This window comes from Modicisalibacter sp. MOD 31.J (assembly GCF_020147985.1).
Taxonomy (GTDB): Bacteria; Pseudomonadota; Gammaproteobacteria; order Pseudomonadales; family Halomonadaceae; genus Modicisalibacter; species Modicisalibacter coralii.
Genome location: NZ_JAGXFF010000005.1, coordinates 352,351 through 373,075, shown reverse-complemented (window position 1 = coordinate 373,075; position 20,725 = coordinate 352,351). Strand labels below are relative to the sequence as shown.

Below are 20,725 nucleotides of genomic sequence, written 5' to 3'. Positions count from 1 at the left end.
TTCAGTGAGCGAGGATAGCAGCGCCTAGCCCGGCAGGGGCAAGTTGCCTTCAGCGATGCGCGTTTTGAGGATGGTCCGGAAGCGCGCCGGGTCGTGGGGCGTGAGTTCGTGCGCCGGCGGATCGACGTAGATCACCAGCAGCCGCGACAGCCAGTAGCGCAGGGCGGTCATGCGCAGCATCATCGGCCACTGTTCGCGTTCGGTCCCGGTCAGCGGCCGGCGGGCGAGATAGGCCTCGAGCAGGGCGTCGTGGCGGGACGGATCGAGCCGGCCGTCGTCGTCGCTGGCCCAGTCGTTGACGACGATTGCCAGGTCGAATAGCAGATCGCCGGTGCAGCCGTTGTAGAAGTCGATGATGCCGCCCAGGGCGTCGCCGTCGAACAGCGTGTTGTCGCGGAACAGATCGCCGTGAATGGCGCCCCGGGGCAGACTGTCGGCGTCGCCGAACACCCCCTGGTAGAGGTCGACCTCGTCGGCCATCAGCGCCTGATCCTCGGGCGGCAGATAGCTCATCACCTGATGATGATTGGCCAGCAGCCAATGCAGGTCGCGCGGGTTGGGCCGCTGGCCGTCGAAGCGCTGGCCGACATGGTGCATGCGCCCCAGGGCATCGCCCAGCGCCCGGCACTGGGCCAGGTTGGGAGCGCTGGGATGCTTGCCGGGCAGCCGCGGAAACAGCAGTGCCGGCTTGCCGGCCAGGCTCTGCAGGGCAATGCCCTCGCGGTCGTGCAACGGACCCGGGACCGGCAGGCGGTGGTCGGCGAGATAGTCGAGCAGGTCGACGAAGAACGGCAGCTCGTCGTGCTCGCCCTGCTCGAACAGGGTCAGCACCAGCGACCGTCGATCGGTGGTGACGAAGAAGGTGGAGTTCTCGGTACCGCTGGCGACGCCCTCGAGCGTCACCAGGCGGCCCGCATCGAAGCGCTCGAGAAAGCTCGCGACCTGGGCGTCGTCGAGCGGGGTGAATACGGCCATGGTGGTCTCGCCCTGATTGCCAAGCGCGCTATTGTAGCGACTCGAACGCGCCCCTTGCAGTGGGGGGCGCGAGTCTGCCACCCATGGCTGGCAGGGGTGGCCGCGCCGCGTTCACCAGGAGATCAGCACCCACTGCGGCGGGACGACCCGCTGGGCATCGCTGCGGTGGAAGTCGCCGTCGCCGTTGTCGTCGACCAGGTAGTACGAGGGGCCGTGCTTGGGCTTGATCTCGATCGCGTAGAGCTGACCGTTGACGCGGTATTCGCGGATCGTGCGATCCTCTTCCTGGCGCACGGTGACGTCCGGCTGCACCGAGTCGTCGTTGGTGTCCTGGGCCAGTACCGGCGCGGCCGTACCGGCCAGCAGCGGCAGGGCGAGAAGCAGCGCGGCGAGCAGGCGAAGCGGTTTCATGATGAGCCTCCGGAGTCGTCGGGCGGGTCACCGCCAGTGTATGCGCAATGCGCGGCGTCATGCACTGACTTTAGTCAAGACCGATGGAAGACGCGCCGGCTCGACCGGGGGTGACGGGCATCGCCGGCGCCTGACGGGCCCGGCCGGCTTGCGTATCATGGGCGCATCGAACGCTGCCCCGCTTAGGTACCGACATGGCTGACACCCCGCCCATCGTCCTCGTCGACGGTTCTTCCTACCTGTACCGGGCCTTCCACGCCCTGCCGCCGCTGACTACCTCCAGCGGTCAGCCCACCGGCGCGGTCAAGGGCGTGCTCAACATGCTCAAGAGCCTGATCAGGCAGTATCCCGACAGCCCCATGGCGGTGGTCTTCGACGCCAAGGGCAAGACCTTCCGCGACGAACTCTTCGAGCAGTACAAGGCTCAGCGTCCGCCGATGCCCGACGACCTGAAGAGCCAGGTCGAGCCGCTGCACGCCTGCATCCGCGCACTCGGCGTGCCGCTGCTGTGCATCGAGGGGGTCGAGGCCGACGACGTGATCGGTACCCTGGCGCGCCACGCCACCGAGGCCGGCCGGGATGCGGTGATCTCCACCGGCGACAAGGACATGGCGCAGCTGGTCAACCGCCACATCACGCTGGTCAACACCATGAAGGGCGAGACCCTCGACGTCGCAGGCGTCGAGGCCAAGTTCGGCCTGCCGCCGGAGCTGATCATCGACTACCTCGCGCTGATGGGCGACAAGGTCGACAACATCCCCGGCGTGCCCGGCGTCGGCGAGAAGACCGCGCTGGGCCTGCTGCAGGGCATCGGTGGCGGCCTGGACGCCATCTACGCCGACCTCGCGCGGATCAAGACGCTGTCGTTCCGGGGGGCCAAGACCCTCGACAAGAAGCTCGAGGCCAACCGTGAGCAGGCCTACCTGTCGTATCAGCTGGCGACCATCAAGACCGACTGCGAACTGCCGGTGGGGCTCGACGACCTGCACATCGCGCATCCCGACCGCGAGACGCTCACCGCGCTGTATCGCGAGCTGGAATTCAAGAACTGGCTCGCCGAGCTGCTAGAGGGCCGCGATACCGGCGTCGATGACGTCGCCGGCGCGGCATCGAGCGGGGCCGACGAGACCGCCGAGGATGTCACCCTGGCCAAGCCCGCCCGCCAGGACCACACCCTGCTGACCCGGGAGGCATTCGATACCTGGCTGGCGCGGCTCGCCGAGGCCGAGACCTTCTGCTTCGATCTCGAGACCACCAGCCTCGACTACATGGAAGCCGAGATCGTCGGTATCGGGCTGGCGCTGGAACCGGGTGAGGCAGCCTATATCCCGCTCGCCCACGATTACCTCGATGCCCCCGAGCAGCTTGACCGCGACGCCGTGCTCGCCGCACTCAAGCCGCTGCTCGAGGACCCGGCCAAGGGCAAGATCGGCCAGAACCTCAAGTACGACATCTCGGTGCTCGCCCGCTACGCCATCCGGGTCGTCGGGGCCTTGACCGACACCATGCTCGAGTCCTACGTGCTCAACTCCACGGCGACCCGCCACGACATGGACTCGCTGGCACTCAAGTACCTGGGCGAGAAGACCATCGGCTTCGAGGAGGTCGCCGGCAAGGGGGCCAAGCAGCTGACCTTCAACCAGATCGCCCTCGAGCAGGCGGTGCCCTACGCCTGCGAGGATGTCGACGTCACCCTGCGCCTGCACAACGAGCTGCGCCCGCGCATCGAGGCCGAAGGGCGTCTGGCCGAGGTCCTCGACACCCTCGAACGGCCGATGATCCCGGTGTTGTCGCGCATGGAGCGCACCGGCGTGGCGCTCGACGCGGCACGCCTGCACGCCCAGAGCCAGGAACTCGAGGGCCGTATCCGTGACCTCGAGAAGGACGCCTTCGAGATCGCCGGGCGCGAGTTCAACCTCGGCTCGCCCAAGCAGCTCGGCGAGATCCTCTTCGACGAGCTCAAGATTCCGGTGCTCAAGAAGACGCCCAAGGGCGCGCCGTCCACCGCCGAAGCGGTGCTCGAGGAACTGGCCCTGGACTACCCGCTGCCCAAGGTGATCATCGCCCACCGCGGGCTGACCAAGCTCAAGTCCACCTACACCGACAAGCTGCCGCAACTGGTCAACAAGCGCACCGGGCGCATCCACACCAGCTACCATCAGGCGGTGACCGCCACCGGCCGGCTGTCGTCGTCCGACCCCAACCTGCAGAACATCCCCATCCGCACCGAGGAGGGGCGCAAGATCCGCCAGGCGTTCATCGCCCGGCCCGGCTATCGCATCGTCGCCGCCGACTACTCGCAGATCGAGCTGCGCATCATGGCGCACCTTTCCGAGGACGCGGGGCTGCTCGAGGCCTTCGCCGAGGAGCGCGACATCCACACCGCCACCGCCGCCGAGGTGTTCGGCATCGCCCCCGAGCAGGTCAGCCACGAGCAGCGGCGCAGCGCCAAGGCGATCAACTTCGGGCTGATCTACGGCATGAGCGCCTGGGGCCTGGGCAAGCAGCTGCACATCGAGCGCAATCAGGCGCAGACCTACATCGACCGTTACTTCGACCGTTACCCCGGCGTGGCGCGCTTCATGGACAGCATTCGCGCCCAGGCCGCCGAGGACGGTTTCGTGGAGACGGTGTTCGGCCGCCGCCTCTACCTGCCGGAGATCAAGGCCCAGAACCACGCCCGTCGTCAGGCCGCCGAACGCACCGCGATCAACGCCCCGATGCAGGGCACCGCGGCCGACATCATCAAGCGCGCGATGATCGACGTCGACGGCTGGCTCAACCCGCGCGACGGCGCGGCCGAATTCGATGCCTGGATGGTCATGCAGGTCCACGACGAGCTGGTCTTCGAGGTCGACGAGACCCAGGTCGAGGGCTTCATCGATACCGTCAAGCGGCGCATGCAGACCGCCGCCGAACTCAAGGTGCCGCTGGTGGTCGAGGCCGAGTCGGGGGCCAACTGGGACGAGGCGCACTGACGCGCCTTCACGGACGCTAAGCAGGCGGCGGAGTGCGGCGCCTGGAACGATGATCGCCGGTGTCATGGCGATGCCACGGGAGACAAGCATGTTCGATTATTCACTGGCCCACTGGCTGACCTTCTTCATTGCGGCGGTGCTGCTCAACCTGTCGCCGGGACCGGACATGGCGTTCATTCTCGGTCAGACGGCGCGTGGCGGCCGCCGCTGTGGTTACACGGCGATGCTAGGGGGCTGGTGCGGGACCGGAGTGCACGTGCTGATGGCGGCGCTGGGCCTGTCGGCGATCCTTGCCACCTCCGCGCTGGCCTTCTCGCTGGTCAAGTGGGTCGGCGCCGCCTACCTGATCTGGCTGGGCATCCAGGCGCTACGCAGTGCCGGCAGCGCCTGGCAGTTCGAGAGCGGGATCCGTCCGGCCGGGCATCGGGCGGTCTTCCGCCAGGGCGTGCTGGTCGCCGTGCTCAATCCCAAGGTGGCGATCTTCTTCCTGGCCTTCCTGCCGCAGTTCGTGGTGCCCGGCGCGGGACCCGCCCCGGCGCAGTTGTTCCTGCACGGCTGCCTGATCATCGTCGTCGCCGGGCTGGTCGAGCCGCCACTGGTGCATCTCGGGGCCTGGCTGTCCGGCGCGCTGCGGCGCAGTCCGCGTCTGGGGGCCTGGCTGGAACGCGGCCTGGGGGTGACACTCATCGGCCTCGGCACGCGACTGGCATTGAGCGGACGGGATTGAGGCCGACGAGGGGAGAATGTCACAGATTGTCACAACTCATTCTCCGGCCATTGCGGGGCGACGAGCCGCGACGCATCATGGGCGTGTCGTCACAGCCGACCACTCGACGCAAGGCATGGACGGGCAAAGTCCCCGTCACGCATCGTAACCGACACACGCGCTGGTCCCGATTCGTCGAGTGTCAACGACCCAGAAAAACAGGTGACGCAGGGAAACAGCTCCCGGCCCCCCATGGGGTCGGGAGTTTTTTTATGGCGGGCAACCGCTTTCTGGCATGGGGGCGGGCGGGCTCCGGTCGCAGCCTTGCGGGCCAACGCGGCGACTCGTCATCAGGCCAAGGAACCGTGGCCGGCCAGTGATTGACCCCATCGATCGGGGGCATAGGCATACGTCGGGTGGTGGAGGGCTTATGCTGGTAGCGAATGTCACTGGTGAAGGAGAACAGCGCATGGCGAATGAATCGCAGTCACCGCAAGACGGCCCGGACGAGGAGACGATCCGCCTGGCCACGCAGATCTTCAACGCGGCACGTGAGGGCGAGGCCGAGAACTTCCGCCACTGGCTGGCCCAGGGGCTGCCGCCCAACATGCGCAATCACAACGGCGACAGCCTGTTGATGCTGGCCAGTTACCACGGCCATGTCGAGACCACGCGGGTCCTGCTCGAACACGGCGCCGACCCGGAGCTCTACAACGACAGGGGCCAGAATCCGCTGGCCGGCGCGGCCTTCAAGGGCAATCTGCCGATGGTTCGGCTACTCCTCGAACACGGTGCCGCCGTCGACGGCACCACGCCCGACGGCAAGACCGCCTTGATGTTCGCGGCGATGTTCGACAACGGCGAGATCGTCGACTTCCTGCTCGCGCGGGGCGCCGATCCGCGGGCCCGCGAGAGCCACGGCATGACCGCCCTCGAACTGGCTGCGGCGATGGGCGCCGAGACCACCCGCGAGCGACTGGCCGCGCTCGGCGCCTGACCCGGACCGGGCTCAACTCGGGGCAAGGGCGTCGGGCTCGTCGAGGTCCTTGAGAATCCCGGCGTCGCCCACGGGCACCTCGATACACGCTTGCGGATGCTCGCGCAGCAGTCGGCGGGCCCCGTCGTCGCCGTCGAGCCGGCTCAGTGCCGGCCAGAAATGCCGCCCGAACACCACCGGGTGGCCCCCCACGCCCTGGAAGGTCGGTCGCACGATACGATCCGCACGGGCCTCGCCGATCAGCGCCTCGAAGGTGGCCGCGCGCACCCACGGCATGTCGCCCAGCATCACGGCCACCGCCTGCGCGCGACTGTCGCGCTGCATCGCCTGCATGCCCACCGCCAGTGTGTTGCCCATGCCGCGTGGTGCCTCGGGGTTGACCAGGGTAATGACGTCAGCGGGGACGCCCAGGCTGGCGGGGTCGTCGTCGGGGCCGATGACCACGCGGAGCTCCGGAAAGTACGGGCGAAGCGTCGCCAGGGTGGCGGCGAGCAGCGTGCCGCGACCGGGCAGCGGGGCGACGCGCTTGTCGCTGCCGAAACGGCGCGACTGGCCGGCCGCCAGGACCAGCGCGGCGACGGCGCGGCTTGCGGCGTTGGGTTCAGAGGGCATGGCGGTCGCGTCCGTGATAGACCCGCAGGATATCGGCCACCACCGCCAGACCTATCTCGGCCGGCGTGCGACTGCCCAGGTCGAGGCCGATCGGCATGTGAATGCGGGCGAGCTCCTCCGGCCCCAGCCCACCCGACCGCATCAGCCGGGTGGCGCGCGCGTCCGAGGTCCGTCGCGAGCCCATCACGCCGACATAGAAGGCCGCAGTGCGCACCGCCTCGAGCATGGTCAGGTCATCGAGGCGTGGGTCGTGGGTCAGCGCCACCACCGCGGTGGCGCCATGGCAGCCGCCCGTGGCGATGAACGAGGCGGGCAGCACCGGCTCCACGCGCACGCCCTCGACGGCGAACGTCCGGCAGGCCGCCTCGCGCGGGTCGCAGACGACCACCTCGTGGCCGAGTTCGCGGGCGAAACGGGCGCAGGCCTCGGCGACCGGCGAGATGCCGGCGACGATCAGGCGCACCACCGGGCCGATGCGCATCGTCACCGCGTCGTCGCGATGCTCGACCGCCGGGCCGTCGACCTCGAGGGGGCTGTCGGCGAAGCCGCCGTCGCCGAGCGAGACCCGGCGTACCCGACGGCGCTGACCGGCCAGTGCATCACACAGGGCCGCCAGGTGGTCGAGCCAGTCCGGCGTGGCCGGTCGGCGCTCGACGAGCACCTCGAGGACACCGCCGCAGGGCAGGGCGAGACGCCCGCTGGCCGCGGGGGTCTCGCCATAGCGCTGCACGGCGGCGGGGGCGGAAAACTCGCCGGCGGCGAGCTGGTCGAGAAAGGCCTCCTCGACGCAGCCGCCGGACAGCGAGCCGAGATGGGTGCCGTCGCCCCGGGCGACGAGCAGCGCGCCCGGGGGCCTGGGCGAGGAACCATAGGTCGAGATGACCGTGCACAGCCAGATCGTGTGGCCGTCCCCGGCCCAGTCGCGTGCCTGATGCAGCACGCGGTAGTCCATGTCATGCATAGGGAATGGTGATCGTCGGGTGGTGGTGCTTCCAGCGTAGGGTGGCGGCGCCCGGGTGTCTCCCACGACAGGCGGGGCGGGCTCTTCCACTATGGGCCGGTCGGACGTGTCCCGCCACTGAATTGTGCGATTGTGCGACATCGCCGTGGCGGCTTCACCCAAGGTCGTCTTGCCACGCCCGGCGGCAGTGGCGACGCTGAAGCCACACCCACGATACCGACGCCGGGGCTGACATGGCCAATGAATCGCTCGCCGACATCCAGCCGACCCAATGGGACGCGACGCTGCTGCTGCGTGGCCTCGACGCGATGACCGAATGGGTGGTGGTGGTCGACGCCGAGGGGCGCATCACCTACCTCAACGCTCCCTACGCCGATTTCCTCGAGGTCGATCCGGTCGCCGCCCTGGGCCGCCCGGTCGCTGAGGTGATCGAGAATACCCGCATGCCCGAGGTGCTGGCATCGGGCAAGGCCGAACTCGCCCAACTGCAACTGGTGCGCGGCCATCACATGATCGCCCACCGCTACCCAATCCGCAGCGGCGGCCGGGTCGTCGGCGCGATCGGCACGGTGATCTATCACGACACCTGGGAGTGGCGGCAGATGAACGCCCAGGTTCAGGCTCTCGAAGCCGAGGTCGACTACTATCGGCAGGCGCTCGATGCCCGCGCCGGCGCGCGCTGGCAGCTCACCGACGTGGTCGGCGAGAGCGAGGCGATGCGCGGACTCAATGCCAAGGTGCGCAAGATCGCGCCGGGCGATGCCTCGGTGCTGATCCGCGGCGAGTCGGGCACCGGCAAGGAGCTCTACGCCCACGCCCTGCACCGGCTGTCCGAGCGCGCCGGCGGGCCCTTCATCAAGCTCAACTGTGCGGCGATTCCCGAGCAGTTGCTGGAGGCCGAGCTGTTCGGCTACGAGGATGGCGCCTTCACCGGGGCGCGCAAGGGCGGCAAGCCGGGCAAGTTCCAGCTCGCCCACGGCGGCACGCTGTTCCTCGACGAGATCGGCGACATGCCGCCGGCGATGCAGGTCAAGCTGCTGCGCGTGCTGCAGGATCGCGAAGTCGAGGCGGTGGGCGCGACCCGGCTGGTGCCGGTCGACGTGCGGGTGATCGCCGCCACCCATCGGCCGCTGGAGAGCCTGGTCGCGCGCGGCGAGTTCCGCGAGGACCTGTTCTATCGCATCAACGTGGTGCCGCTGACGATCCCGCCGCTGCGCGAACGTCGCGAGGACATCCCGGTGCTGGCCCGGCACCTGCTGGCCCGGCTCGCCGAACGTCGCGGCCGGCGCTGTCCGGTGCTCGGCGAGGCGGCGCTGGCCTGCCTGTGTCGGCATGCCTGGCCGGGCAACGTTCGCGAGCTGGAGAACGTGCTCGAGGCGGCCTTCTACCTGGGCGGATCACGCCTCGGTGTCGACGACCTGCCCGAGGCCCTGCGAGGCGGTGTCGCCGCCCCGGCGCCGTACGACCTGTCGCTCAAGGCGGCGCTGGCCAGCGCCGAGTGCGAGGCGCTGGAGCGGGCGCTGCGCGAGTGCGGCGGCAATCGCACCCGCGCCGCGCGCCGGCTGGGGATCGCCAAATCGTCGTTCTACGAAAAGCTCGCCCGTCACGGGCTGGTCAGCGACCGCCAGTCCGCCTGAGCGTCCGCATGGGCGGACGGCGTCCGAAATGCCGGACGCTCTGGTTCGTGCGCCCCGCGCCCTTCCCGGCGTTTCTCGCCGCCTGAGCGTCCGATTTTCCGGACGTTTCGGGCCATCCCTGGCCTCGCCCCGCCGCCCGTTCCGCCGTCGCTGCGTTTTCTTTGCCCACAGGGCTCTGAAAACAAAGGGGTTTTCGGTGTCCTGGCAGCCTCCTTGCTGGTCTCCTTCGAACCCCCGGATGGGGGACAACAACAACGCTCAAGGAGAACGCACCATGCCAAGTTCCGTCACCCCCCGTTCGCTGCTGGCGTCGGCGGTCGGCCTGGCGGTCGCCGCCGCGGTCACCGTCCCCGCGCATGCCGAGGGGCCCAAGCAGCTCGACGTGGCCAGCACCTTCTCGACCCAGAACTTCCTCGGCGCCGGCGCCAAACACCTTTCCCAGGAACTCGAGACCGCCACCGGCGGCGCGGTGTCGCTGCGCGTCCACGAGCCGGGCGATCTGGTGCCGCCGTTCGAGGTCTTCAACTCGGTGTCGTCGGGCGCCGTGCAGGCCGGCTGGGACTGGATCGGCTACTGGGCCGGCACCGTGCCGATCACCAACCTCTACGGCGCGCTGCCGTTCGGGCCCTCGCCGGAAGCCTTCATGTCGTGGATGTGGGCCGGCGAGGGCACCGAGCTGCTGCAGAAGGCCTACGACCCCTACGGCGTGAAGGTGCTGCCGTGCTTCATCTCGCCCCAGGAGACCGGCGGCTGGTACAACAAGGAGATCAATTCGCCGGAGGACTTCAAGGGCCTGTCGATGCGCATCTCGGGGCTGGGCGCCAAGGTGCTCAACAAGCTCGGCGCCTCGACCCAGCTGGTGCCGGGCAACGAGATCTACCTGGCGCTGGAGCGCGGGCGCGTCGACGCCACCGAATTCTCGGTGCCGCAGGTCGATGCGGCGATGGGCTTCGACGAGGTCGCCAAGTATTACTACTTCCCGGGCTGGCACCAGAGCGCGAGCTGGTTCTCGCTGCTGGTCAATCAGCAGGTCTGGGACGAGTACAGCGACGAGCGCAAGGCGCAGTTCGAGACCGCCTGCCGCGCCACCCTGCAGTGGGCGATGGCCGAGGCGCCACCGGAGCAGGTACGTACCATCCACAAGCTCGAGGAGAAGGGCGTGCAGGTCAAGCGCTTCCCCGACTCGGTGATCAAGGCGCTGCAGGATGCCTGGGTCGAGGTGCGCCAGGAGGAGATGGACCAGAATCCGGCCTTCGCCGAGGCCTACAAGTCGCTGATGCAGCACGTCAAGCTGATCGACGAGTGGTACGAGCTGCAGGCGCTGCCCGACCCGCAGCCGATCCGCGATAACGACGCCGGGTCCGAAGGAGGCGCCTGATGCCGCACGCCGACCTTGCGCCCTGGCGCAGTCGAGGCGGCGCGGTGTGCGAAGCCCTGGCCCGACCGCTGGTCGGGCTCGGGCTGTGGGTAGGTCGCGTCTCCAGCTGGCTGGTGCTGCTGGTGACGCTGGCCGTGCTCACCACCGTGACGCTCAACGCCCTGGGCATCAACGAGATCGCCGAATGGCAGGCCCCGGTGGTGCTGTTCGGCAAGGCCCTGACCATCAACAGCATTACCGAGCTGCAGTGGCACCTGTTCGGGATTCTCACCCTGCTCGGCGGCACCTATGCACTACATCACGACAGCCACGTGCGCGTCGATCTGGTCTATCAGAAGCTCTCGCCGCGTGGCCGGGCGGTGATCGACATCCTCGGCCACCTGGTCTTTCTGATTCCGTTCTGCCTGCTGGTGGCCTGGCTCTCCAAGCACTTCGTGATGATGTCGTATCTCTCCGGCGAGCACTCCAATTACGGCGGGCTCACCGACCGCTACCTGATCAAGGCGATGCTGCCGATCGGCCTGGTGTTCCTGGCACTGGGCGCGCTGGGTCAGGTGCTGCACAACCTCGCCGGTCTGTTCGATCCGCGTCACCTGACGCCCGCCCACGATACCCGGGAGGAGATCCATGGCTGAGTTCCTGGCGGAATACGCCCTGGCCCTGACGATGATCGTCACCCTGCTCGCGGGCATCTTCACCGGCTATCCGGTGGCCTTCCTGCTCGGCGGGCTGGGCATCGCCTTCGCCTTCATCGGCGGCATCCCGCTGCCGTTCCTGGGCACCGTGGGCTCGCGCATCTTCGGCGGGGTGATCGAGAACTGGCTGATGATCGCCATCCCGCTGTTCGTGTTCATGGGGCTGATGCTCGAGCGTTCGGGGGTCGCCCGTCGGTTGCTGCTGACCCTGCAGCGGCTGTTCGGTCGCACCCATGGCGGGCTGGCCGTCTCGGTGGCACTGCTCGGCGTGGTGATGGCGGCGAGCACCGGCATCATCGGCGCCTCGGTGGTGATGCTGGGCCTCCTGGCGCTGCCGGTGATGCTCAAGCAGGGCTACCGCGCCGAGATGGCCTGCGGGGTGATCGCCGCCTCGGGCACCCTGGGGATCCTGATCCCGCCGTCGATCATGCTGGTGCTGATGGGCTCGATCCTGCAGGTCTCGGTGGGCGCGCTGTTCAAGGCCGCGCTGCTGCCGGGGCTGCTGCTGGGCGCGCTCTACGTCGCCTACCTGCTGATCACCGCGCGGCTCAAGCCGGACTGGGCGCCGCTCGCCGACCGCGACGCGGCGGACGCCGACACCACCCCGTTGCCGCTGGCGCTGCTGCGCGACCTGCTGGGGCCGGTGGCGCTGATCGTCGCCGTGCTCGGCTCGATCATGGCCGGCATCGCCACGCCCACCGAGGCGGCGGCGATCGGCGCCGCGGGCAGCCTGCTGCTGGCGCTGGTCATGCGCAGCCTGGACTGGGCGACCCTGCGCGAGGCGGTGCGCGAGACCTCGCGGACCTCGGCGATGATCCTGTTCGTGGTGATCGGCGCGACCTGCTTCTCGGTGGTCTTCAAGCGCCTGGGCGGCGACTACATGATCGAGTCGCTGATCACCGGCACCGGGCTCGGCCCCTACGGGCTGATGCTGCTGATCATGGGGCTGATCTTCGTGCTCGGCTTCTTCCTCGAGTGGATCGAGATCAGCTTCGTGGTGCTGCCGCTGGTCGCCCCGGTGATCGAGGCGCTCGACTTCGGCTACGGCCTGTCGGGCCAGGCGCTGCTGATCTGGTTCGCGATCCTGGTGGCGATCAATCTGCAGACCAGCTTCCTGACCCCGCCGTTCGGCTATGCGCTGTTCTACCTCAAGGGCATCACCGAGGGGCAGATCGGCATCGGCACCATCTACCGCTCGATCATCCCCTTCGTGCTGCTGCAGCTCACCGGGCTGATCCTGTGCCTGGTGTTTCCGGCGCTGGTGTTGTGGCTGCCGGGCCTCCTGTGAGAGGAGGGGATCGCTGTGCGTAAACGGGTCCTGATCGCCGGCGGCGGCGAGCTGCTCGAGGCGCTCGCCCGGGCCTTCCTCGAGGAGGGCGCGACGGTGGCGCTGCTCACGCCCGATGCACAGAGCCTCGAGCGGGTGCTCGACGGACTGGGCGGCGAGCGCGAGGATCGTTTCGGGCGGGTCGCGGGGGAGGGCGCGCTGGATGCGCTGCTGGGACGCCTGGCGCGGCTCGACGTGCTGGTCTGCGCGCCCCGACCGCTGGCGCGCAGCGTGCCCCTGGAGCGGCGCCTGAGCGAGCAGGTCGCCGGACCGTCGAGTCTTCTGCAGGTGGCCCGCGCCTGGATGCACAGCCGCGGCGGGGGCCGCCTGGTGGCGGTGGCGCCCGAGGGCGACAGTCAGGCGGCGAGCATGGTCCGCGAGGCCCTGGCGGCGCTGGTGCGGCGGTTGGCCGAGGCCAGTGGCCCGGGGACCCGCATCAACCTGCTCTGCCCGCAGGGGGCCTCGAGTGTGGCGGTGGCGGACTGCGCCCGCTTTCTCGGCGGAGGTGGTGGGCGGGCGCTCAATGGCCAAGTGTTGACCCTGTCAGCCTAGCATCTCAGCGCGGCACCAAGCCTCTCAGGAACACCGTCGTGCAGTGGCGGGCTCGCGCGTTACACGCCTCGGTGGTGGTCGAGATACGTCGCCCGAGCAGCGCATCGATATGCCATTCGCCGAGCAGCATGCCCATGAACATGCCGGCCGCCTCGCGGGGGTCGTCGATGACTAGCCGGCCCCGGGCGACCTGCTCGGCGAGGTAGGTGGCGAGTTCCCGGCGGATGCGGTCGGGCCCGCGACTCAGGAACATCTCGCCGAGTTCGGGGACTCGCTCGGCCTCGAAGGCCAGCCCCCGCTTGAGTCGCATGACCCCCGGGTCGAGGCTCAGCTCGAGCATCCGCCGCCCCAGGTCATAGAGGACCTGCTCGGGGACCGTCGCCTCGCGACGCCCCTCCTCGAGCACCACCCAGGCGGTGGCGATATGCCGCTCCAGAGCGGCCATGAACAGCCCCTCCTTGTTGCCGAACTGCTTGTACAGCGTGGCCAGCGAGCCGCCGGCGCGGGCGACGATCTCGTTGACGCTGGCGCCGGCGTAGCCCTGTTCGAGAAACACGTCGCGGGCGGCGTCGAGCAAGCGTTCCCGGCGTGCCAGGCCGCGGGCGTTGGTCTGCGGGGATGAGCGCGTGTCACGGTCGCAAGGGGGCATGCGCTGACTCCTCGGTGGGCGATGTCGTTCGGCGTGGCGATGTAGTGTAGCATTCATTACACTATAGCGTCCGTCATCCGGCAATGGCGTCCGGGTGCGCAGCGAATCGAGGAGGCAACATGAAACAGGCGGGCAAGGTCGTGGTCGCCCTGGTCGCGGTCGTGGCCCTGGCGGCGCTGGCCTGGTGGGGTTGGCACTGGTGGCGGACCGGCCGCTTCCTCGAGGAGACCGACAACGCCTACGTGCACACCGACAGCGTGGCCATCCGCGCCGAGCTCTCGGCGCGCGTCGCCGAGGTGGCGGTCGACGACAACCAGTCGGTCGCACGCGGTGCCTTGCTGGTGCGCCTCGACGACGACAGCTATCGCGACCAGGTCAGCCAGGCGCAGGCGCAGCTCGCCGTGGCGACGGCCTCGATCGCCCAGGCGACGCGCCGGGTGGCGCTCCAGCAGGCGGCGATCGACGAGGCCAGGGCCCAGGTCGAGGCCGCCCAGGCCGATGTCGACCAGGCCCGGCAGCATCTGGAACGCTCGTCGAAGCTGGCCTCGCGCAACTACGCCTCGCGTCAGCAGCGCGAGGACGACCAGGCGGCCCTGCGTGTCGCCCGGGCGACGCTCGCCGCGCGCGAAGCCTCGGTGATCTCGGCCAGGCGCCAACTGGCGGTCGCCGAATCCGACGTCGACAGTGCCCGGGCCAATCGCGACGCCGCCGAGGCCGATCTGGCCCGGGCCCGCCATCAGCTGGAGAAGACGCGTATCGTCGCCCCGCGCGACGGCGTGGTCGGCAATCTCACCGCCGAGGCGGGCACGCTCGCCCAGCCCTCGCTGACGCTGCTGCAACTGGTGCCCATCGAATCCGCCTACGTGGTCGCCAACTACAAGGAGACCCAGCTCGCGCGGATGCGCGTCGGCCAGCCGGTGGAGATCCACGTCGACGCCTATCCGGACATCACCTTCACCGGCGTGATCGACAGCCTGTCGCCGGCCACCGGCACCGAGTTCAGCCTGCTGCCGCAGGACAACGCCACCGGCAACTTCAACAAGATCGTCCAGCGGGTGCCGGTGAAGATTCGCGTCACCGGCCCCGACGATGCCCTGGGCCGGCTGCGCTCGGGGCTGTCGGTGGTCCCCGAGGTCGATACCCGCGAGCTGGACCCGGACGACGGCGGTGAACTGGCCGCGTCTGCCGGGACGCCGGCCACCGGGTCGCCGGCCGCCGGATCGCCGGCCGCCGAGTCGCCGGCCGCCAGGAGCGGTTCGTGAGCGAAGCCGCTGTCGGCAGCGCCCGCCAGGGCGTCAGCGACATGCCGCCCTGGCCGCAGCGTATCGGCTTCATCGCCGCGGTGTTCGGCATGTTCATGGCGATCCTCGACATCCAGATCGTCGCCAGCTCGCTCAACGAGATCCAGTCGGGGCTGTCGGCCAGCGAGGACGAGATCTCCTGGGTACAGACCGCCTACCTGATCGCCGAGATCGTGATGATCCCGCTGTCGGGCATGCTGACGCGGATCCTGTCGACGCGGGTGGCGTTCACCCTGTCCTGCGCCGGCTTCACCCTGGCCAGCCTGGGCTGTGCGCTGACCACCTCGATCGAGCAACTGGTGATCCTGCGCGCCATCCAGGGGTTCGCCGGCGGGGCGATGATCCCCATCACCCAGGCGGTGAGCTTCTCGATCTTCCCGCGGCGGGTGATGGGCAGCGTGCAGGCGGTGATCGGCATGGTGGTGACCATGGCGCCGTCGGTGGGGCCGACGGTGGGTGGCTACATCACCGAACTGATGAGCTGGCACTGGCTGTTCCTGGCCAATGTGGTCCCCGGGGTGCTGGTGTGCTGGGCGGCCTGGACCTTCCTCGACATCGACGAGGCCGATCATGCCGTGGCCCGGCGGCTCGACGTGATCGGCCTGGTGTTGATCGCGGTATTCCTGGGCTCGCTGGAGTTCGTCCTCGAGGAGGGCCCCGGCGACGACTGGTTCGCCAGCGACCGGATCCTGATCACGACGGTCGTCTGTGTCCTCGCCGGGGTGTGGTTCTTCACCCGCACCTTGCGCCACGACCATCCGATCGTCGATCTGCATGCCTTCGCCAACCGCAACTTCGCGCTCGGCGCCGGGCTGGGGTTCATCATCGGCATCGCGCTCTACGGGCTGGTCTACATCATGCCGCTGTTCTTCGGCTACGTGCGTCACTACTCGAGCCTGCAGATCGGCGAGGTGATGTTCGTCACCGGGCTGACGATGTTCTGCTGCGCGCCGGTGGTCGGCCAGCTCTCCAACCGGCTCGACCTGCGCGTGCTGCTGCTCGCCGGTCTGCTGCTGGTGGGCATCGGCACCATGATGAACGCCGATCTGACCGTGGAGTCGGGCTTCTGGCAGTTCTGCTTGCCCCAGGTGATCCGCGGCATGGGGCTGATCCTGTGCATCATTCCCGCCTCGCGGATCGCGCTGGGCACCCTGCCGCCCGCCGAGGTGGGCAACGCCAGCGGGCTGTTCAACGTGATGCGCAACCTGGGGGGCGCGGTGGGTCTGGCGCTGCTCGACACGGTGCGCGACATCCGCGAGGACTTCCACTGGAACGCGCTGATTCCGGCGATCGACACCGGCCGCGAGGTGGTCGTCGCGGAAATCGCCAAGTATCAGGCGATGCTCGCCGGCTCGGTGCCGGATGCCTATCACGCCGCGGTGGGCATGATCGCCCAGCGGGTCTCGCAGCAGGCGATGGTGATGGCCTTCAACGACATCTTCCTGTGGCTGGGATTGATCTACCTGGCCAGCGTGCCGTTGGTGTTCCTGCTGAGAAAGATCGAGGCGTGACGCGCTAGCGTCGCGTTTGTCCTCCTCGGATTCCTTACCTAGGGTTAATGGGACCCTGGCGGCGTCCTGACAACGCCGCCCGGGCCCCGACCCGCTTCGATGAGGACCGGCATGATGGACCATTCCGACGCGTCCCCGCAGGATGCGGACGCGCTGACGGTGACGCTCACCGTCAACGGCGAGACCCACCGACTCACCCTGGCGCCCAACGTGGTACTGCTCGACGCCCTGCGCGATCGGCTCGGCCTGACCGGTACCAAGAAGGGCTGCGATCACGGCCAGTGCGGCGCCTGTACCGTGCATGTCGATGGCCGGGCGATCAATTCCTGCCTGCGCCTGGCGGCGATGTGCGAGGGCCGGGCGATCACCACCGTCGAGGGCCTGGCCCGCGACGGCGCCCTGCATCCCGTGCAGCAGGCCTTCCTCGATCAGGATGCCTACCAGTGCGGCTTCTGCACCTCGGGGCAGATGATGTCCGCCGCGGCGCTGCTCGACGACGGGCGGATCGGCGACTCCGACGCCGAGATCCGCGAGGCGATGAGCGGCAATCTCTGCCGCTGCGGCGCCTACAAGAACATTCTCGCGGCGATCCGTCAGGCCGAGTCCGCCTCGAGCGGGCGGGGAGGGGACGCATGAGACCCTTCGCCTTCGATACCGCCACGGATTCCGGCGCGGCGATCGCCATCCACGGCGGCGACGACCGACGTGCCTATATCGCCGGTGGCACCACCCTGATCGACCTGGTCAAGCTCGACGTCATGCGTCCCGCGGCACTGATCGACGTCAGCCGGCTGCCGCTGGCCGAGGTCGAACGCCTCGACGACGGCCGGCTGCGCATCGGCGCGGCGGTGACCAACAGCGAGCTCGCCCATCACCCGCTGGTCCGCGAACACTACCCGCTGCTCGCCCAGGCGATTCTCGCCGGCGCCTCGACCCAGATCCGCAACATGGCGACCACCGCCGGCAACGTCATGCAGCGTACCCGATGCCCCTACTACCGCGATGCCGCGGCGGCCTGCAACCGTCGCGAGCCGGGCAGCGGCTGCGATGCCCTGCACGGCATCAATCGCATGCACGCGGTGCTCGGCGTCAGCGAGCAGTGCATCGCCACCCACCCCTCGGACATGTGCGTGGCGCTGGCCGCCCTGGGCGCGACCCTGACCCTCGAGGGGCCCGAGGGCCGGCGCGAGATCGCCTTCAGCGACTTCCATCGCCTGCCCGCCGAGCACCCCGAGATCGAGCATGAACTCGCCCCCGGCGAGCTGATCACCCACGTCACCCTCGACACGCCGCTGGTCGGCGGCGGGGCGGCCTATCTCAAGCTGCGCGATCGCGCCTCCTACGAATTCGCCCTGTCCTCGGCGGGCGCCGTGGTCGCTCTGGAGGGCGAGGTGATCAGCGACGTGCGTCTGGCCCTGGGTGGCGTGGCGACCAAGCCGTGGCGCGCGGTGGAGGCCGAGCGGGCCCTCGACGGCCAGCCGGCGGTGGCGAGCTCCTTCGAGGTGGCGGCCGACGCGGCGCTGCAGGACGCGGTGCCCCGCGAGCACAATGCCTTCAAGATCCCGCTGGCCCGCCAGGCGATCGTGCGCGCCCTGCGTGACGCGACCGCGCGTGCCGGGACGACCACCACGACACGGGGGAATCAGGGATGACGACCCAGACCATCGGCCAGCGCACCCCGCGGGTGGACGGCGAGTTCAAGCTCACCGGCCGCGCCGACTACGCCGTCGATCACAGCGCGCCGGGCATGCTCATCGGCTACCCGGTGCCGGCGAGCATCGCCCACGGCACGCTTGCCGGGCTCGACCTGGAAACCGCCCGGGCGATGCCCGGGGTGGTCGATATCTTCCACCACGGCCATTTCCCGACCCTGGCCCGGTCGCCCAACAGCATGGCGCAGCAGAACGTGGTCAGCGAAGTGCGCCTGCCGTTCGAGGACACCCGCATCCACTACGACGGCCAGCTCGTGGCGCTGGTGGTCGCGGAGACCTTCGAGCAGGCCCGCGCCGCGGCCCACGCCGTGCGCGCCGAGTATCACGAGGAAGCCGGGGCGATCGGCGGCCTGCTGCACACCGACCGCGACGGCGAGTGGCAGGCGGGGCAGGCGCGTTCCCGGGGCGAGCCCCGGGAAGCCTGGGAGCAGTCTCCCGTGCGCATCGACCGGACCTACACCATCGCCGCCGAGAGCCATGTGCCGATGGAGGTCCATACCACCCTCGCCGAGTGGCGCGACGGCCGGTTGCGGGTCCACGAATCCAGCCAGGGGGTGCTCTTCCAGCGCAAGGCGATGGCGCGGATCTTCGACATCGCCGAGGAGGACGTCGAGGTGGTCTCGCACTACATCGGCTCCGGGTTCGGCAACAAGCTGTTCATGTGGCCCCATGCCGTGGCCACCGCGGCGGCGGCCCGCGAGGTGGGGCGGCCGGTGCGCACGGTGATGCCACGCCAGCAGGACATGGCCACCACCGGCAATCGCCCGGCCTCGCGTCAGCGCCTGCGCCTGGCCGCCGACGAGGCGGGGCGGCTCACCGCGATCCGCCACGACAGCACCACCGAGACCTCGCCCGTGCACACCCATGTCGATGCGGTGGGCTCGGCCACGCCCAGCCTCTATGCCTGCGACAACGTCGCGGTGGGCCAGCGGCTGGTCACCGTCAACCACGGCACGCCCTGCCCGATGCGCGGCCCCGGCGAGGTGTCGGGGCTGTTCGCCCTGGAATGCGCGATGGACGAGCTGGCCGGCGAGCTGGGCATCGACCCGCTCGATCTGCGCCGGCGCAATCATGCCGAGCGCGACCCCGGCAAGGATCTGCCCTGGTCGAGCAAGCATCTCGATGCCTGCTACGACAACGCCGCGGCCCGCTTCGGCTGGTCGCGGCGCGAGCCGGGCATCGGCGCGATGCGGGACGGCGACGAGATCCTCGGCTGGGGCATGGCCAGCTGTACCTGGTTCGCCGGCCGTCAGCCCTGCGCCGCGAGGGTCGAGCTGCACGCCGACGGCCACGTCACCGCCGCCTGCGGCACCCAGGACATCGGTACCGGTACCTACACCGTCGTCGCCCAGACCGTCGCCGAACTGACCGGGGTGCCGCTGTCGCGCATCGAGGTACGCCTCGGCGAGTCCAGCCTGCCGGCGGGGCCGCTCTCCGGCGGCTCGATGGCCACGGCGACCACCCTGCCGGCGGTGGCTGCGGCCACCCGCCAGGCCCTCGACGCCCTCAAGGAGGTCGCCACCGGCGATGGCGGGGCGTTTGCCGGTGTCGCGGGTGAATCCCTCGGCGTCGAGCAGGGCACGCTGACCGACGGTGGCGGCCGTCGGGTGGGCTTCGCCGAGGTACTCGAGGGCCGCCGGCTGGCCAGTGTCACCGGGGACGGCCAGGCTGCGCCGGGCGACGAGAAGACCCGCTACAGCTTCCGCTCGTTCGGCGCGCACTTCGTCGAGGTGCGCTGGGACCCGGGTATCTCGCGGCTGCGCGTCTCGCGGGTGGTCAGCGACTTCGACATCGGCCGGGCCATCAATCCCGCCACGGCGCGCAATCAGGTCGAGGGCAGCATCGTCATGGGCATCGGCATGGCGCTGCTCGAGGGCCTCGATTACGATCCGCGCGACGCGCGGCTGGTCAACAACAACTACGCCGACTATCTGATCCCCACCCATGCCGACATGCCGGAGATCGACGTCGAGCTGCTCGATCACCCGGACTTCGCCTTCAACGAATTCGGGGCCCGCGGGGTCGGCGAGATCGGCCTGACCGGGATCGCCGCGGCGATCGCCAACGCCGTGTATCACGCCACCGGCAAGCGCCTCCGCGACCTGCCGATCCGCCTCGAACACCTGCTGGTGGAGTAGGCCGGCGGGGTCTTGGGTGGTGCCTTCTGATCGCTGCCCAGCGTGCCGCGCTGGGCAGTGTCGTGACGGACACATGATTGTCAGCGTCGCGTCATCTTGGCGCGCGATCATCCGGTCCTGGCGACCCGGCGCGACGCCCCGTCGGCGCCGGTCGACCGTGACCCGATCCGCCTGATGACCAAGGA

The 20,725-nt window shown here is 69.4% G+C and carries 18 protein-coding genes; 13 read left to right on the top strand and 5 right to left on the bottom strand.

Going from position 1 to position 20,725, the window contains the following annotated elements; all coding sequences use genetic code 11:
- Window positions 1-24: 24 nt before the first annotated feature.
- Window positions 25-975 carry a homoserine kinase gene (locus KGR00_RS18520; RefSeq protein WP_129140451.1) on the bottom strand — a complete coding sequence of 317 codons (951 nt, stop codon included), beginning with the start codon at window positions 973-975 and terminating at the stop codon, window positions 25-27.
- Between the two features lie 111 nt (window positions 976-1,086).
- Window positions 1,087-1,386, bottom strand: a complete 300-nt coding sequence (locus KGR00_RS18515) for a DUF2782 domain-containing protein (RefSeq protein ID WP_129140450.1) — start codon at window positions 1,384-1,386, stop codon at window positions 1,087-1,089.
- Window positions 1,387-1,580: 194 nt separating this feature from the next.
- On the opposite strand from KGR00_RS18515, the gene polA reads away from it, so the two are divergent.
- From polA to KGR00_RS18500, 3 genes are all read left to right on the top strand, one after another.
- Window positions 1,581-4,364 carry a DNA polymerase I gene (gene polA / locus KGR00_RS18510; protein WP_224418775.1) on the top strand — a complete coding sequence of 928 codons (2,784 nt, stop codon included), beginning with the start codon at window positions 1,581-1,583 and terminating at the stop codon, window positions 4,362-4,364.
- Window positions 4,365-4,452: 88 nt separating this feature from the next.
- Window positions 4,453-5,091 (top strand): LysE family translocator, encoded by a 639-nt coding sequence (locus KGR00_RS18505; protein ID WP_224418776.1) that lies wholly within the window; start codon window positions 4,453-4,455, stop codon window positions 5,089-5,091.
- A gap of 448 nt (window positions 5,092-5,539) precedes the next feature.
- A complete protein-coding gene (locus KGR00_RS18500; RefSeq protein ID WP_224418777.1) occupies window positions 5,540-6,067 on the top strand; it encodes an ankyrin repeat domain-containing protein in 528 nt (175 codons plus the stop codon).
- Between the two features lie 12 nt (window positions 6,068-6,079).
- Here KGR00_RS18500 and KGR00_RS18495 read toward each other — a convergent pair whose 3' ends face one another.
- Both KGR00_RS18495 and KGR00_RS18490 read right to left on the bottom strand, forming a co-directional pair.
- Window positions 6,080-6,679: a nucleotidyltransferase family protein gene (locus KGR00_RS18495; protein WP_129140446.1), complete on the bottom strand. Its 600-nt coding sequence runs from the start codon at window positions 6,677-6,679 to the stop codon at window positions 6,080-6,082.
- Complete coding sequence (locus tag KGR00_RS18490) at window positions 6,669-7,640, bottom strand: XdhC family protein (protein ID WP_224418778.1); 972 nt, start codon at window positions 7,638-7,640, stop codon at window positions 6,669-6,671. The genes KGR00_RS18495 and KGR00_RS18490 overlap by 11 nt, the downstream gene beginning before the upstream one ends.
- Before the next feature lie 233 nt (window positions 7,641-7,873).
- Here KGR00_RS18490 and KGR00_RS18485 point away from each other — a divergent pair, with 233 nt between their 5' ends.
- The 5 genes from KGR00_RS18485 to KGR00_RS18465 all read left to right on the top strand — a co-directional run bounded on the left by KGR00_RS18485 (window position 7,874) and on the right by KGR00_RS18465 (window position 13,229).
- Entirely contained in the window at window positions 7,874-9,277 is a 1,404-nt protein-coding gene (locus KGR00_RS18485; RefSeq protein WP_224418779.1) for a sigma 54-interacting transcriptional regulator, read from the top strand.
- 274 nt (window positions 9,278-9,551) lie between these two features.
- Complete coding sequence (locus tag KGR00_RS18480) at window positions 9,552-10,655, top strand: TRAP transporter substrate-binding protein DctP (protein WP_224418780.1); 1,104 nt, start codon at window positions 9,552-9,554, stop codon at window positions 10,653-10,655.
- A complete protein-coding gene (locus KGR00_RS18475) occupies window positions 10,655-11,290 on the top strand; it encodes a TRAP transporter small permease subunit (RefSeq protein WP_224418781.1) in 636 nt (211 codons plus the stop codon). Before KGR00_RS18480 ends, KGR00_RS18475 begins: the two co-directional genes overlap by 1 nt.
- Window positions 11,283-12,638: a TRAP transporter large permease subunit gene (locus KGR00_RS18470; protein ID WP_224418782.1), complete on the top strand. Its 1,356-nt coding sequence runs from the start codon at window positions 11,283-11,285 to the stop codon at window positions 12,636-12,638. The genes KGR00_RS18475 and KGR00_RS18470 overlap by 8 nt, the downstream gene beginning before the upstream one ends.
- A 15-nt stretch (window positions 12,639-12,653) precedes the next feature.
- Window positions 12,654-13,229: a hypothetical protein gene (locus tag KGR00_RS18465; protein ID WP_129140440.1), complete on the top strand. Its 576-nt coding sequence runs from the start codon at window positions 12,654-12,656 to the stop codon at window positions 13,227-13,229.
- 4 nt (window positions 13,230-13,233) lie between these two features.
- Here the strand turns inward: KGR00_RS18465 and KGR00_RS18460 are convergent, their stop codons facing one another.
- Complete coding sequence (locus KGR00_RS18460; protein WP_129140439.1) at window positions 13,234-13,878, bottom strand: TetR/AcrR family transcriptional regulator; 645 nt, start codon at window positions 13,876-13,878, stop codon at window positions 13,234-13,236.
- Between the two features lie 119 nt (window positions 13,879-13,997).
- Between KGR00_RS18460 and KGR00_RS18455 the strand changes: the two genes are divergently transcribed.
- From KGR00_RS18455 to KGR00_RS18435, 5 genes are all read left to right on the top strand, one after another.
- Window positions 13,998-15,140: an HlyD family secretion protein gene (locus tag KGR00_RS18455; RefSeq protein WP_224418783.1), complete on the top strand. Its 1,143-nt coding sequence runs from the start codon at window positions 13,998-14,000 to the stop codon at window positions 15,138-15,140.
- Window positions 15,137-16,690 (top strand): DHA2 family efflux MFS transporter permease subunit, encoded by a 1,554-nt coding sequence (locus KGR00_RS18450; RefSeq protein WP_224418784.1) that lies wholly within the window; start codon window positions 15,137-15,139, stop codon window positions 16,688-16,690. Before KGR00_RS18455 ends, KGR00_RS18450 begins: the two co-directional genes overlap by 4 nt.
- A 111-nt stretch (window positions 16,691-16,801) precedes the next feature.
- Window positions 16,802-17,326, top strand: coding sequence for a (2Fe-2S)-binding protein (locus KGR00_RS18445; protein ID WP_224418785.1), 525 nt, complete (start codon window positions 16,802-16,804; stop codon window positions 17,324-17,326).
- On the top strand, window positions 17,323-18,342 hold the full coding sequence (locus tag KGR00_RS18440; RefSeq protein WP_224418786.1) for a xanthine dehydrogenase family protein subunit M: 1,020 nt from the start codon (window positions 17,323-17,325) through the stop codon (window positions 18,340-18,342). Before KGR00_RS18445 ends, KGR00_RS18440 begins: the two co-directional genes overlap by 4 nt.
- Complete coding sequence (locus KGR00_RS18435; protein WP_224418787.1) at window positions 18,339-20,540, top strand: xanthine dehydrogenase family protein molybdopterin-binding subunit; 2,202 nt, start codon at window positions 18,339-18,341, stop codon at window positions 20,538-20,540. The genes KGR00_RS18440 and KGR00_RS18435 overlap by 4 nt, the downstream gene beginning before the upstream one ends.
- Window positions 20,541-20,725 lie beyond the last annotated feature (185 nt).